Here is a 14,893-nt window from a genome sequence, read left to right on the forward strand (position 1 = left end):
ATCAGGCAGAACTCGGAAAGCGGATGATCTACTTCCCGATCTTCGCCCACAGCCAGCGCGCCACCGCCTGCGGCGAGGACTCCGCGTCGCTGCCCGAGGCGCGCAGATTGGCCTGCTGCATCGTCGCGATGTCGATGCGGCCGAGCAGCGGTCGTAACGCATCCTGCAATGGGCGGTCCTGGGCACGCTTCGGCGACAGCAGCAGGATCGCGTCGTAAGGCGGGATCGCCTGCTTGGGATCGTCGAGCACGACGAGATCATATTTCGCGATCAGGCCGTCGCTGGTGTAGCCGGCGATGACGTCGACCTCGCCGGAGGCGGCCGCGGCATACATGAAGTCGGGCTGCATCTGGCGCTGGGCGCGGAAGGCGAGGCCATAGGCGTCGCGCAAGGCCGCCCATTCCGGGCGCGAGAAGAACTCGTAGTCGCCGGCGATCGACATGTCGCTGGTGTGACGCGCGAGGTCGGCGATCGAGCGGATGCCGAGCGCCTCGGCCGTCTTGCGCGGCATCACCAGCGCGTAGGCGTTCTCGAAGCCGAGCTCGCCGAGCAGGCTCACCTTGTCCTTGGCGAGATCCTGCTTCAGTGCACCGAGCAGCGCGGCGCGCGGCAACTGCTCCTTGTGGTGAAACTGGTTGGCCCACAGCGTGCCGGAATAGTCGACATAGGCGTCGATGTCGCCGTTCTTCAGCGCCTCGTAGATCACGCTGGAGCCAAGCCCGGCGCGTGTCGTCGCCGAGAGGCCGGATGCCTGCAGCCGTTCGCTGATCAAGGCCGACAGCACATATTGCTCGGTAAAGGTCTTGGCGCCGATCACGTAGCGTGCCGAGCCGCCGGCCAGCGAGGGCAGGAGACTGGCGCCGACCATGAGCGCGATGGTTGCGGTGCCAAGCCCGACACGGGCACGGCTGCGCCTGCGCAGGCCATGCTCGATCAGCGCCAGCAACTGATCGATGGCAAGCGCCAGCACGGCGGCGGCGACGCAGCCGAACACGACCAGCACCCAGTTCTGGGTCTGCAGCCCGGCAAAGATGTAGTTGCCGAGCGAGGTCTGGCCGATCGGCGTCGACAAGGTCGCGGTGCCGATCACCCACACCGCAGCGGTGCGGATGCCGGCCATGATCACCGGCAGCGCCAGCGGCAGCTCCACCATCGTGAGCGCCTGGCGCTCGGTCATGCCGACGCCTTTGGCGGCCTCGATCAGGCTTGCGTCGACGCCGTTCAGCCCGGTGATGGTGTTGCGCAGCACCGGCAGCATCGAATACAGCGCCAGCGCCAGCACCGCGGGCAGGAAGCCGAAGGCCGAGAACGAGAGCCCGAACCAGCGCAAGGTGAGTGCCGTCAGCGCCAGCAGCAGCGGATAGAACAGCGCCAGCAGCGCCAGTCCCGGCACCGTCTGCACCACGCTGGCGACGCCGAGCAGCAGATTGCGCAGGGCAGGGCGATTGCGCGCGAGCAGCGCCAGCGGAAAGCTCACGGCAAGGCCGAGCGCCAGCGCGGCGAGGCTCACGCGCAGATGGCTGCCGAGATAATCAGTGAGATGCGACAGCGCCTCGGTGAAGCGTGGATCGGACAAGGCGCTCATACTGTGCCGCTTTCGGGCAGCAGCGCGGCCAGCCGCGCCGCCTGCCGGCGCGGCGTCGTCATCAGCTCCGTGACGTAGGGTTCGCGGCTGGCCGCGAGCTCGGCCGGCGTGCCGATCTCGATCAGGCGTCCGCCGCGCATCACCGCGATGCGGTCGGCGAGCAGCAGCGCCTCGGTGATGTCGTGCGTGATCATGATCGTGGTCAGTGCGAACTGCTCGTGCAGGGCGCGGTAGTCGCTGCCGAGCGCATCACGCGTCAGCGGATCGAGCGCGCCGAACGGCTCGTCCATCAGCACGATCTTCGGCCGCGCAGCGAGCGCGCGGGCGACGCCGACGCGCTGGCGCTGGCCGCCGGAGAGCTCGTGCGGCAGCCGGTCGCGATGCGCCTTGCGGTCGAGCCGCACGAGGTCGAGCAGGTCGTCGACGCGCGTGGCGATCCCGGCCGGCGGGGTTCCCAGCAGCCTGGGGGTGATGCCGATATTGGCGGCAACCGTCATGTGCGGAAACAGCGCCCCGTTCTGGAACACGGTGCCAATCCGGCGACGCAGGCTGAAAGGATCGAGGCCGGCGATATCCTCACCGGCAATCCGGATCGCGCCGCCGTCCAGCTCGATCAGGCGGTTGGTCAGCCGCAGCAGCGTGGTCTTGCCCGAGCCGGAGCCGCCCACGATCGCCAGGAACTCACCCTCGGCGACCTCCATCGATACGCCGTCGACCGCGGTCACGGTGACCGACGGACCAGGAAAGCTCTTGCGGACGTTGGCGTAGACGATGAACGGCGTGCGCGGCATGCGGCCTTGCGGAACGGTTGGCCGAGGTGTTGGCGGAGGTGTTGGCGGAGGTGTTGGCGGAGGTGTTGGCCTTGGGCTCAGTCAGATGACCTAGCACGTCCGGGCCGCGCGTTGAACTTCGCCGCGCAAGCGGCTAAGCCGTCCCGGCCATTCTCCGGGGAGGAACTTGGACGTGACGATGCCCACGGCCGCCGCGGTCGCGCTGGAGCGAACGACGGTGGCATTCCGTCTCGCCGGCGGACGCACCTACACCGCCGTCGAGACGGCGGATCTGGCCGTCGCCGACGGCGAGTTCGTCGCCATCGTCGGGCCGACCGGCTGCGGCAAATCCACCCTTCTCAACGTGGCGGCGGGACTGCTGAAGCCGGCCGCCGGCCAGGTGCGCATCTTCGGCCAGCCGCTGGCCGGCCTCAATCGCGACGCCGGCTATCTGTTCCAGGCCGATGCGTTGTTCCCATGGAAGACCGCGCTGGAGAACGTCGCGATCGGGCTCGAGGTCGCGGGCTCGCCGTCGAAGGATGCGGCCGCCAAGGCGCAGCAATGGCTGACCTCGGTCGGCCTCGGCGCCTTCGGCAACCGCTATCCGCACATGCTGTCTGGCGGCCAGCGCAAGCGCGTCGGGCTCGCCCAGGTGCTGATCCGCAATCCCCGCATCATCCTGATGGACGAGCCGTTCGGGCCGCTCGACGCGCAGACCCGGCAGATCATGGGCAACCTGCTGCTCGATCTCTGGAATGCCGACCGCAAGGCGGTGCTGTTCGTCACTCACGATCTGGAGGAGGCGATCGCGCTCGCCGACCGCGTCGTCATCATGTCGGCCGGCCCCGCCTCGCGCATCATCGGCGACTGGCGCGTGACCCTGCCGCGCCCGCGCGACATCTTCGAGGTGCGCATGAAGCACGAGTTCCACGAGCTGCATCGCGAGATCTGGCAGACGCTGAAGTCCGAGGTCGAGAAGACCTACAAGCAGGCGGAGGCGGTGTGATGGGGGCGGCAATGAGCTTCGTGGGAGCCCCGCTGTTTCGGCGCGTGCAGTGTGCTCCCTCCCCCACAAGGGGGGAGGGAGCGCAGCGGCGTAAGTGGCGTCGGCCGTGGACCCCTCACGCAGCGCGAGGCGGCCTGAATGTCGCGTCTTGGTTTGCTCGCGCTGCAGCTGCTGGTCGCCATCGTCGCGATTGCGCTGTGGCAGTTCTTCGCCACCGTGCCGGTGTTCGGGCGCATCTGGCTTCCGCCATTCTTCTTCTCCAATCCGGTCGACGTATCAGCGCAGGTCGTCAAATGGTTCTCGACCGGTTCGATCTGGAAGCACCTCGCGATCACGCTGTGGGAATCGATCCTGGCGTTCGCGATCGGCTCGCTCGGCGGCGTGCTGGTCGGCTTCTGGTTCGCGCGCAAGCCGCTGGTGGCCGCCGTGTTCGATCCCTACGTCAAGATGGCCAATGCGCTGCCGCGCGTGGTGCTGGCGCCGATCTTCACGCTGTGGCTGGGCTTGGGGATCTGGTCCAAGGTCGCGCTCGGCGTGACGCTCGTCTTCTTCATCGTGTTCTTCAACGTCTATCAGGGCGTGAAGGAGGTCTCGACCGTGGTGCGCGACAATGCCCGCATGCTCGGCATGAGCGAGCGGCAGTTGATGCGCCACGTCTATTGGCCGTCGGCGCTGTCCTGGATGTTCTCGTCGCTGCACACCTCGGTGGGCTTCGCCGTCGTCGGCGCTGTCGTCGGCGAATATCTCGGCTCGGCCGCCGGCCTCGGCTATCTGATCCAGCAGGCCGAAGGCATCTTCGACGTCGCCGGCGTGTTCGCCGGCATGTTCGTGCTGTCGGCGTTCGTCATCCTGATCGACATCTGCGTCACGCTGGTGGAGCGGCGGCTCCTGGTGTGGCGGCCTGATGCGGCGGATGGGCGATGAGGGGCGCGGTGCTCCCACATCTCCCGCCGTCGTCCCGGCGAACGCCGGGACCCATACCGCGTGATATCGCGGTTGGAAAAGACGGGTCGTCCCGTGTGCCCCAAACCACTCCCTGGGGTTATGGGTCCCGGCGTTCGCCGGGACGACGGCGGTGGGTGGCGCAGCCTTCTAAAGCCACATCAACACGCCTAATCTGACCAACGACAGAACGGAGGAAACACATGAACAAGATCATCGGCCGGGTCACCGGCGCGCTGCTGGCGCTGACGCTGAGCACCGGTCTCGCCAGCGCGGCCACCAAGGTTACCATCGCAATCGGCGGCGGCGCGTGCCTGTGCTATCTGCCGACCGTGCTGGCCAAGCAGCTCGGCGAATACGAGAAGGCCGGGCTCGACGTCGAGCTGGTCGATCTCAAGGGCGGCTCGGATGCGCTGAAGGCGGTGCTCGGCGGCAGCGCCGACGTCGTCTCCGGCTATTTCGATCACTGCGTCAATCTCGCGGCCAAGAAGCAGGAGATGCAGTCCTTCGTCGTCTACGACCGCTATCCCGGCCTGGTGCTGGTGGTCGCGCCGTCGCACAACAAGGAGATCAGCTCGATCAAGGATCTCGCCGGCAAGAAGGTCGGCGTCAGCGCGCCGGGCTCCTCGACCGACTTCTTCCTGAAGTACATGCTGAAGAAGAACGGCCTCGATCCGTCGGGTACCGCCGTGATCGGCGTCGGCCTCGGCGCGACCGCGGTGGCGGCGATGGAGCAGGGCCAGATCGACGCGGCCGTGATGCTCGATCCCTCGGTCACCGTGCTGCAGGGCAAGCATCCTGACCTCAAGATCCTCAGCGATACCCGCACCCAGCACGACACGCTGGAGGTGTTCGGCGGCGAATATCCCGGCGGCGCGCTGTACTCGACGGCGGCCTGGATCGCCGGCCATGACAAGGAGGCGCAGGCGCTGACCAACGCCATCGTGGCGACGCTGGGCTGGATCCATTCGCATACGCCGGAGGAGATCATGGCGAAGATGCCGGAGGAGCTGGTCGGCAAGGACAAGGCGCTGTATCTCGCGGCGCTCAAGAACACCATCCCGATGTACTCCCAGACCGGCAAGATGGATCCGAAGGGCGCCGACGCCGTGCTCGCCGTGTTCTCGACCGGCTCGCCCGACGTCGCCAAGGCCAATGTCGACGTCAGCAAGACCTTCACCAACAAGTTCGTCGAGCAGGCGAAGGGGGCGAAATAGCGGATGACGGACGTCGTCATCCAGCGCGTCACCACGCTCGACCTCAAGGTCGAGCCGTGGGACTGGCCGTTCGCGAACCAGCGCCGCGACGACATCGCGGCGCATTTCGCCGAATGCCGGCGCGCGAGGCCCGGCCTGTGGAACGGCCGTGTGCTGCTCGGGCGCAATCCGCGCATCGCGGATGGACGTTTTTCGGCGAGCTATTTCGAGACCGATTTCGCCAGCCTGCTGGCGTGGCGCGACTGGGGCTTTCCGGATCGCACCGCATTCAACGGCTTCGGCATGGGCGCGCTTCGGTCCGCGGACGGCGCCTTCGTGCTCGGCGAGATGGGCGCGCATACCGCCAATGCCGGCCGGCTGTACTTTCCCGCCGGCACGCCGGATCTCGACGACGTCAGCGACGGTGTGCTCGATCTCGCCGCCAACGTCGCGCGCGAGGTCGAGGAGGAGACGGGACTCGCGCCATCGGACTATCAGGCCGCGGCGCATTGGGACTGTGTCGTGACCGGCGCGTCGATCGCGTTGATGCGCGTGCTCGACGCCTCTGACATGGGCGAGGCGCTGCAGCGCCGCATCGAGGCCAACCTCGCGGCCCAGGACGAGCCGGAACTCTGCTCGATACGGCTGGTTCGAAGCAGGAATGATCTGACTGCGGCGATGCCGCGCTTCGTGACCGCCTTTCTCGAAACGCAATTCAGCCCCGGAGAGCCGTCCTTATGAGCAAGAAACCGCGCACGCTGGCCGATGAGCTCGATGGTTTCATCTCGCCGTTCCGGATCGATGGCGGGCACAAGTTTCATCTCAAGTCGCACAAGACCAAGGTCAAGGGCGGCCTCGCCAAGGAAGAGGGCGAGGCGATCATCGAGCAGAACCGCCAGCGGCTCGCCGACTTCCAGGAGAAGCTCTACGCGCAGGACCGCTGGTCGGTGCTGGTGCTGCTGCAGGGCATGGACGCCTCCGGCAAGGACAGCGCGATCAAGAGCATCTTCGAGGGCGTCAATCCGCAGGGCTGCGAGGTCACCTCGTTCAAGCAGCCGACCTCCAAGGAGCTCGACCACGACTTCATGTGGCGCAGCGCCATCGCGCTCCCCGAGCGCGGCCGCATCGGCATCTTCAACCGCTCCTACTACGAGGAATGCCTGGTCACGCGCGTGCATCCGGAGATCCTGAAAGCGGAGAAGCTGCCGCCGAGGCTCGTCACCAAGAACATCTGGCACGAGCGCTTCGAGGACATCTCCGCGTTCGAGCGCTACCTCACGCGCAACGGCACCGTGATCCTGAAGTTCTTCCTCAACATCTCCAAGGAGGAGCAGCGCGAGCGCTTTCTCGACCGGCTGGAGGAGCCGGCGAAGAACTGGAAGTTCTCGATGGGCGACGTCACCGAGCGCGCGAGGTGGAATCGCTACCAGGCGGTCTATCAGGACATCGTGCGCCACACCTCGACGCCCTATGCGCCGTGGCATGTCGTTCCGGCCGACCACAAATGGTTCGCCCGTGTCGTCATCGGCTCGACCATCGTCGCCGCGCTGGATGGCCTGGACCTGCATTTTCCGCGCGTCGACGCCGGCTCGCGCGAGGAGTTCAAGGCGGTGCGCAAGGCGCTCGAGAGCGAAGGCAAGGGCGGCAAGAAGGGCTGAGCGCGAAGCGCTCATCGCACTCTCTCGTTCGTCCGTGGCACCCGCTCGTCAGCTCGTCATGCCCGGGCTTGACCCACGGCTGTCCGGTTCAGACAGACTGGACATGGTGCATGGCGTGGATTCTTCTGCGGTCTTGAGCATCGCCAAATGTTCGAGACACACCAGGAAGGTCCCGCCATGCCGCATCAGAATACAGTATTCCGAGACATTCTGAAGTTGGTCCCCTGGCATCGCTTCGAGGCGCTTGTGGACGAGCATGGCACGGACGCGCGGATTCGACGGCTTTCCACCAAAGACCAATTTGTGGCGCTGCTGTACGGTCAGCTTTCGGGGGCTTCCAGTCTGCGTGAGATTGTCACCGGGCTGTCGAGCCACACCGCGCGGCTTTATCACCTGGGTGGGGGCCCTGTCCGCCGCTCGACTTTCGCGGACGCCAATATGAATCGGCCTGCGGAGATGTTTGCCGCCCTGTTGGCCATCATGATGAAGCAGGCCCATCGCCGGTTACGCCGCAAGCTTGCCGAGACGACGTATTTGATTGATTCGACCAGCGTACGGCTGACAGAAGCCAGCGCTGGCTGGGCACGGTTCTCTACCGGTGTCTGCGGTGCCAAGGTGCATGTGATCTATGATGCCGACGCCGACCGGCCGATTTATGCGGCAATCAGCGGAGCCAACGTCAACGACAATACTGCAGCGCATCAGATGCCCATCGAGCCGGGAGCAACCTACGTCTTCGATCTCGGCTATTATGAATATGCTTGGTGGGCTCAACTGGACGCCGCCGGTTGTCGAATCGTGACCCGGTTCAAATCCAATACGCCGCTGCGGGTCGTGGAGGAGTTGCCTGTCATCGCGGATGGCAACATCCTCTCCGACCGCATCGGCTTCCTTCCACAACGCCAAGCCTACAGCCGCCGCAATCCAATGCAGACTGCGGTGCGCGAAGTGCGCGTCACCTTGGAAACGGGAAAGATCCTGCGCATCCTGTCGAACGACCTCGATGCCAGCGCTCAAGAGATCGCCGACCTCTATCGTCGCCGCTGGGCCATCGAGTTGTTCTTTCGTTGGGTCAAGCAGACCCTCAAGATCACCAGGTTCCTCGGGACTTCTGAGAACGCCGTTCGTATCCAGATCGCCGTTGCCCTGATCGCCTTCCTCTTGCTTCGCCTCGCGCAAGACCTTCAGAAGGCAATCCAAAGCCCCTTGGTCTTTGCCAGATTGGTCCGCACCAACCTCATGCATCGCCGCCCCATCGATCAATTGCTCACGGGGCCACCCCAACTTGCCAAAAACCCACAACAGTTGAGCCTCGCAATATGCGGAAGCTGAACCGGACAGCCGTGGGCTTGTCCCGGGCATCCATCCCTTCAACGGAAAGCCGTTCAAGGAGCTGGATGGCCGGGTCAAGCCCGGCCATGACGGATCAGTGAGTCAGGCGCTCGCATGGGCCCAACCTTGAACTGGGCGCCCGGACATAACGGTGGATTAGTGCTCGACACGCGAGAGATGCGAGCGTGAACACGCATGGCCCATCCGCTCGCATCAATCCCGCCATCTCACCTCACGCCGCGCCGGCTTGGCGTGTGTCCTCGTGCACCTGCAGGAACCGCTGCGTGAAATCCGCTGCCGGCATCGGCTTGCCGAAGTGATAGCCTTGTCCCTGCTCGCAGCCGAGCCGCAGCAGGAACTCGGCCGTCGCCGCGTTCTCGATGCCCTCGGCGATCACCGACAGGCCGAGCTGCTTGCTCAGGCTGACCGTCGAGCCGACGATGGCCGCGTCGTCGGCCTGGGTCAGCACGTCGCGCACGAAGGAACGGTCGATCTTCAGACCGTCGAGCGGGAATTTCTTCAGATAGCTCAGGCTTGCATAGCCGGTGCCGAAATCGTCGAACACCAGGCTGACGCCGAGTGCCTGCAGCCGGTTGAACGTCTGCAGCACGCCGGGTTCGTCGTGCAGCAGGATGTCCTCGGTGACTTCGAGCTCGAGCAGGCGCGGCGACAGGCCGGTCGAGGTGAGCAGCTTGCTGACGAAGGCCGCGAGGTCGCCGGACTGGAACTGGGACGGCGAGAGGTTGACGCCGACGCGAATGTCGTGGCCGGCGAGCTGCCAGTCCCGCGCCTGCCGGCAGGCGGTGGCCATGACCCAGGTCGCAACCGCCTCGGAAAGATGCGAGGTGTTGACGACCGGAATGAAATCACCGGGAGGCACGAGGCCGCGGGTCGGGTGACGCCAACGGATCAGCGCCTCGGCGCCGATCACGCGGCCGTCCAACAGCTCCACCTGCGGCTGGTAGAACAGCTCGAATTCGTTCCGCTCGACGGCGAGCGCAAGCTCCGCCTCCAGCGTCAATCTCTGCTCGAGCTCGTGGCGGATGGCGCTCTCGAACAGCACATGGCTGCCCCGCCGGTCCGTCTTGGCGCGACAGAGGGCAAGGTGGGCATTGCTGAGCAGCTCGTCTGCCGAGTGCCCGCCCTCGGGATGCACCGCGACGCCGAGGGTGACCTTGACGCGCTGCTGGCGCGTGCCCGCGTCCAGCGGCGCCTCGAACAAATGCGACAGATGATCGGCGAGCTCGGCCACGGTGCCGCCGATGGCGGAGCAGGGAATGGCGACGGCGAACTCGTCGCCGCTGAGCCGGGCGACGCGGCCCATGCTGCCGATCTCGGTGCGGAGCCGCTCGGCCGCCGCGCGCAAGACGCTGTCGCCAAAGGCGTGGCCGAGCATGTCGTTGATGCGCTGGAAGGCATCGAGCCCGATCACCAGCAGCGCCACGCGGTCGGACGCGGCATCCGCGGTCGCGATCATGGCGGCGAGCTCGCTCTGCAGCGTGTTGCGGTTGATCAGCACGGTCAGCGTGTCGTGCTCGGCGAGGTAGCGGATGCGCTCGGCCTCGCGCTTGCGCGCCGAGATGTCGCGCAGGATCACGCCATATTGCAGGCCGTCGGCACCCTGCCAGGCGGAGAAGCTCGCCTCGACCGGAAACACCTCGCCGTCCTTGCGCCGGCCGTCGAACTCGATGGTGGATCCGCCGGGCATCAATGTCGCCGGCAGCGCCGCCTCCTGCTGCGGAAACAGGTCATGCGCATCGCTGCCGTCGGCGCGCAGACGCGCAAAGGGCTGGCCGATGATCTCGTCGGCGCCATAGCCGAAGATCGCGACCGCGCCCGGATTCCACACCGTGATCCGCCGGTTGCGGTCGGTACAGACCAGCCCGTCGCCGATCGACATCGCGATCCGCTCGAAACGGCTCTCGGCGACGTGCCGCAGCAGGCCGCGGAAGTCGATCTCGTCGAGGGCCGTGGCCGCGAGATAGGCGACCAGCGCGATCTGCAGCATCGAGGTGTCGAGCACCAGGGCGTAGCGGTCGTGCAGCAGCAGCGCCACGGCCTCGATCAGGACGCTGATCATGGCGATCAGCAGCGCGCGCCGCGCCGCCGAGAGGTGCCGCCAGCTCGCCAGCATGATGATGACGATCAGCAGCAGGCCGCCCAGGGTGGCCGCCGTCGACGTCGAGAGCAGGGTGCGGTGCTGAATGATCGATTCGGCCGCCAGCGCCTGCAGCATGACGCCGGGCAGGACGCGGCCGTTCGGCACGCTGTAATAGTCGCCGAGCTCGATCGCGGTGGCGCCGACGATCACCCGCTTGTCCTTGATCCGGGCCAGCGCCGCCGCGTCGCCACGGAGGACGTCGACATACGACACCCGCGGCAGCGACGACAGATCGATGCCGTAGTCGACCAGGAAGGAGCTGTCCTTGACCGCATCGCTGCCGGCGAGGAACGCGCCCATGGACTGCAGGAAGGTTTTGCCCCCGCCGGTCTCGCAATATTCGCCGAAAGCGTAGCTTCTGACACGGCCATCGCGCGCCACCTCGATATTCACGAAGGCCGACCATGCGAGCTGCTCGAATTGCGGCAGCGGCCGGTTGAGGTGAATGGCGGTGTCCTTCCCGGCCGCATCGAGCTGCCTGAAGGCCGGCAACACGACCGAGCTCTTGGCATTCTGCAGCGCGGTCAGGAAGGCCTGATCGCCGGCCGCGTCGGACGGCGTGCTGAAATCCACGTCGAAGGCGACGTCGCGCACGCCGGCGCGCTGCAACTGCTCGAGCAGGCGCGCATGCTGGCTCCGCGGCCACGGCCAGACGCCGATGGCTTCGATCGAGCGCGGGTCGATCGCGACCACCGCGATCTCGCCGCTGGCGGGGCGGGTGTCGAGGCGTAAGCGCAGATCGACGAGGGCGTTGCTCAACAGCTCGTGGCCCCCCGACAGGCCGACCGTCAGCAGCGCAACAACGACCAGAATATGCGGCATGAACCGCCTGAACATGCCCTCTCCCGAATATCTGCGTGCCACGTCGACGCCCGCGTTCCCGATCCCGACCTCATCCCGCTCCGACCGCAGAGCCATGGAACCCTGCGAGCCCGCGCTCCCCCATGACGGCGCATGACGCAGGCGTGACGCTCGAGCGGGACTCACTAGTTCTTGCTGTGACCGTAGGCGTAGGCATTGCCGTGGTTGCCGTTGCCATGGTTGCCGCTGTTGCCGTTGCCGCTATTTCCGTTACCGCTGTTACCGTTGCCATTGCCGTTGTTGCCTTGGCTATCGTTGCCCTGGCCGTTGTTGCCGTTACCGCCATTGTTGCTGCCGCGGCTGCCACCATTGGCATTGCCGTTGCCGGCGTCGCCATTGCCGGCTGCATTGGCGCTGGCGGATCCGCTTGGCGAGCCGACCGCCGCGGTGACGGCAGCTGCGATCGAGGAATCTCCCGACGTGCCGCTCGCGATGGCCGAGTTGCTCGTCGCATTGCCGCTGTTGCCGCGCGCGTCATTCCAGGCGGAGCTTCGTCCTCCACCGGCGGCCGGCGCGTGGGCGCCATGGGCGAGGCCGCGCGTCGCCTTCTGGATGTTCAAATTGACCTCGCCGATCGATGACGAGATCCGCACCACGCCGGGCTTCGCGCCGCCGAATCCGGTCGCAGAATGCCGCTGAGCGGCGACCGTTGTGCCCGGACGCGCGGGCGGGCCGTTGACGTTCAGCGCGTGGATCACGCTGCCCTTGGCCTCGCGCGGCGCCTGCAGGCCGTCGCGCGGCACCGGAACGCGATCGATGGTGGAGGCGCGCGGCGGGCCCTGCTCGATCGGGCTGAAGGTGCCGGCGCCGGACAGGCTGAGGCCGGAGCGGCCGGTCGCAAAGGCGGTGGCGGCCTGACCCGGCATCACCTGGGCGATCTGGCCGGTCTTGAAGTCCGACACCTGCACCTGGCCGCGGCTGACCTCGACCTTGGTGCTGCGGCCGGAGATCGTGACGCTGAACTGCGTGCCCTTGACGACGGCGGCGAGATAGGGCGTCTCGACCTCGAAATGCTGGACGTTGCGCTTCTCGACGTCGAGCAGGATCGAGCCGGCGCGCTGCAGGATGGTGGTCGCCATGCCGTCCCTGGCCGCGGTGGGCAGGCCGACCTCGGAGTTCGGCGCGATCACGATCGTCTCGGCGCCGCGGGTCAGGCGGACGCGGCCGGTCGGCCCGGTCCGGATCGTATCGCCTGGCTTCAGCGGGTCCTCGCGACCGAGGGACACCTGCGCTGCGCCCTGGGTGGTGACCCAGACCTCGCCGGACGATTTGCTCACCAGCCACGGCTCACCGTCGGCCGCGAGTGCGGCCGGCGCCGCACCGAAAAGGCACGCGGCGATCAGTCCCGGGATCAGGAAGCGCTTGAATGACATGGCACGAACTCGCGTCGTTGGCGGCTTTTGAAACTAATCGAAATGTTTCAAGAGACCCTTAGGAGTTGCAGCCGCGTTTCCCTCACGCATTTACGCTTCGTTGACCTTAACAAACTAGAAACGAGGCATGCGCGCTGGTTGTGTCGACGGAACTGGGAGGACTGCGGGTTGGCGCGACGTCGCGGCCGGACCGCACGGCTCGCGACGGCTGCATGGAGCCGTGATCGCCGCCGGCATTTCCCTGTCCGCATCGCTGTTTGCAGCGACGGTCCACGCTCAGCAGGTCAGCCAGCCGGGCTTCGATCCGCGGCAGACCGAGCGCTATTTCGACGAGCAGCAGTCGCGGTTGACGCAGCCGCCGCCGCGGCCGCGTGCGCCGCAATTCGCGCCCCAGGGCGGCGGCGATCGCAAGCCCTTGTTCACCATGCGCGGCGTCACGCTGACGGGGGCGTCCGCGCTGCCCGCCGAGCAGCTCGCCGCGAGCTATCAGCCCTATCTCGGCAAGCCGGTGTCGCAGGCCGACCTCGCGGCGATCACGACCGCGATCAGCGATCAGTACCGCGCCGCCGGCTATCATCTCAGCCGTGCGATCGTACCGCCGCAGGACATCCGCGATGGCCGGGTGCGGATCCAGATCCTCGAAGGCAGCATCACCGAGGTGACCTTGAAGGGCGCCGGCGCGGAAGAGTTCGGCATCCGGCCGATGCTCGCCCCCGTGCTGGCCGAGCAACCCTCCCGGCTGGAGACGCTGGAGCGGCAGTTGCTGCTGATCAACGGCCGCGGCGGCGTCCGTCTGGTCGATTCCGCGCTGGAGGAGATCGGCGGCACCACCGGCCGGTTCCGCCTGGTGATCGAGCTGCAGACCTGGCACGTCTACGGCTTCGCCGGCGTCGACAATTTGGGCTCATCGACCATCGGTCCCTGGCAGAACTACGCCACGGCCGCCTTCAACTCCTATCTGCTGCCGGGCGACACGCTCACCGCCAACCTGTCGACGACGCCGGGAGATCCGCGCCAGCTCGCCTTCGGCCGGCTGTCCTATGAGGTGCCGGTCGGCACCGACGGCGCCTATGTCGGCGCCTCCGCGCTGTACAGCGAGGTGCGGCCGGGCGACCGAAGACGGCTGTTCAACGACAACACGGTGACCGAGACGCTCGAGCTGCGCGGCGGCCTCGTGCCGATCCAGTCGCAGCGCGCCTCGCTGAAGCTCAATCTCGCGGCTGCCTTCAGCGACGTGACCGAGCGCGACCTGTTCGGCATCTGGTATCGCGATCGCGTGCGGACGCTGACCTTCACCGCCGACTACCGCTGGAAGGATGATGTCGGCGGCGACAGCTACCTGACGGCGGCGTACCGGCAGGGCCTGAACGCGTTCGGGGCGACGCCGCTCGACGATCCCCTTGCGTCGCGCGCGGGCGCCTCGCCGAGCTTCTCGGTCTTCAACGGCTGGTTCGCGCGCTATCAGACATTGTCCGAGGCGTGGTCGCTGAAGCTCGCGGCCGCCGGCCAGCTCGCTTCGGGTCCGCTGTACAATTCGCAGCAGTTCTATCTCGGCGGCCTCGCCTATGGCCGCGGCTATGGCAGCGCCGAGATCAGCGGCGACAATGGCGTCGCCGGCACGTTCGAGGTCCGCTTCGAGCAGAAGCCGAACTGGCAATATCTCACGAGCTACCAGCTCTACGGCTTCTTCGATGCCGGGCTCGCCTGGAACGACGGCTTCCGGCCGTCCGACGGCGTGGCGCTGACGTCGGCGGGAGCGGGGATCCGCTTCACGTTCCCGAACGACTGGCGCGCCGATCTCGGCGTCGCCGCGCCGCTCAGCTACCGCGCCCCCGACAACACGACGCGCAGCGCGCGCCTGCTGCTGACGCTGTCGAGCGTGCTCAAGCTGTGCCCGCAGCGCGGCCAGGGACCCTGCATCTGAGAACTGGCGGGATCGGTGCGGCGGCGGATGTCTGCTTCTCCCATTGGGCGAGGACGGATTGCATCAGACGCAATCGATGATGCGT

General features: G+C 66.8%; 11 protein-coding genes. 7 read left to right on the plus strand and 4 right to left on the minus strand.

Annotated features, from left to right (window positions below; all coding sequences use genetic code 11):
* Positions 1-28: 28 nt before the first annotated feature.
* Complete coding sequence (locus QX128_RS32465; protein ID WP_316239593.1) at positions 29-1,585, minus strand: glycine betaine ABC transporter substrate-binding protein; 1,557 nt, start codon at positions 1,583-1,585, stop codon at positions 29-31.
* Entirely contained in the window at positions 1,582-2,376 is a 795-nt protein-coding gene (locus QX128_RS32470) for an ATP-binding cassette domain-containing protein (RefSeq protein WP_316239594.1), read from the minus strand. Before QX128_RS32470 ends, QX128_RS32465 begins: the two co-directional genes overlap by 4 nt.
* A 178-nt stretch (positions 2,377-2,554) precedes the next feature.
* Here QX128_RS32470 and QX128_RS32475 point away from each other — a divergent pair, with 178 nt between their 5' ends.
* The 6 genes from QX128_RS32475 to QX128_RS32500 all read left to right on the plus strand — a co-directional run bounded on the left by QX128_RS32475 (position 2,555) and on the right by QX128_RS32500 (position 8,489).
* On the plus strand, positions 2,555-3,361 hold the full coding sequence (locus tag QX128_RS32475; protein ID WP_315805599.1) for an ABC transporter ATP-binding protein: 807 nt from the start codon (positions 2,555-2,557) through the stop codon (positions 3,359-3,361).
* Between the two features lie 138 nt (positions 3,362-3,499).
* A complete protein-coding gene (locus tag QX128_RS32480; protein ID WP_316239595.1) occupies positions 3,500-4,285 on the plus strand; it encodes an ABC transporter permease in 786 nt (261 codons plus the stop codon).
* Between the two features lie 221 nt (positions 4,286-4,506).
* Positions 4,507-5,520 (plus strand): ABC transporter substrate-binding protein, encoded by a 1,014-nt coding sequence (locus QX128_RS32485; RefSeq protein WP_315805592.1) that lies wholly within the window; start codon positions 4,507-4,509, stop codon positions 5,518-5,520.
* A 3-nt stretch (positions 5,521-5,523) separates the two neighbouring features.
* Positions 5,524-6,240: an NUDIX hydrolase gene (locus tag QX128_RS32490; protein WP_316239596.1), complete on the plus strand. Its 717-nt coding sequence runs from the start codon at positions 5,524-5,526 to the stop codon at positions 6,238-6,240.
* A complete protein-coding gene (locus QX128_RS32495; protein WP_315805594.1) occupies positions 6,237-7,157 on the plus strand; it encodes a polyphosphate kinase 2 family protein in 921 nt (306 codons plus the stop codon). Before QX128_RS32490 ends, QX128_RS32495 begins: the two co-directional genes overlap by 4 nt.
* Before the next feature lie 177 nt (positions 7,158-7,334).
* The gene (locus tag QX128_RS32500; protein WP_315800429.1) at positions 7,335-8,489 is read left to right on the plus strand and encodes an IS4 family transposase; all 1,155 of its coding nucleotides are present in this window, start codon (positions 7,335-7,337) and stop codon (positions 8,487-8,489) included.
* 232 nt (positions 8,490-8,721) lie between these two features.
* Here the strand turns inward: QX128_RS32500 and QX128_RS32505 are convergent, their stop codons facing one another.
* Together QX128_RS32505 and QX128_RS32510 are read right to left on the minus strand one after the other, a co-directional pair.
* Entirely contained in the window at positions 8,722-11,487 is a 2,766-nt protein-coding gene (locus QX128_RS32505) for an EAL domain-containing protein (protein ID WP_316239597.1), read from the minus strand.
* 149 nt (positions 11,488-11,636) lie between these two features.
* Entirely contained in the window at positions 11,637-12,884 is a 1,248-nt protein-coding gene (locus tag QX128_RS32510; protein ID WP_316239598.1) for a FecR family protein, read from the minus strand.
* 127 nt (positions 12,885-13,011) lie between these two features.
* On the opposite strand from QX128_RS32510, the gene QX128_RS32515 reads away from it, so the two are divergent.
* A complete protein-coding gene (locus tag QX128_RS32515; protein WP_316239599.1) occupies positions 13,012-14,808 on the plus strand; it encodes a ShlB/FhaC/HecB family hemolysin secretion/activation protein in 1,797 nt (598 codons plus the stop codon).
* The last annotated feature ends 85 nt before the right edge of the window (positions 14,809-14,893 follow it).

The sequence above is a fragment of the Bradyrhizobium sp. SZCCHNR1015 genome (genome assembly GCF_032489875.1).
Taxonomy (GTDB): Bacteria; Pseudomonadota; Alphaproteobacteria; order Rhizobiales; family Xanthobacteraceae; genus Bradyrhizobium.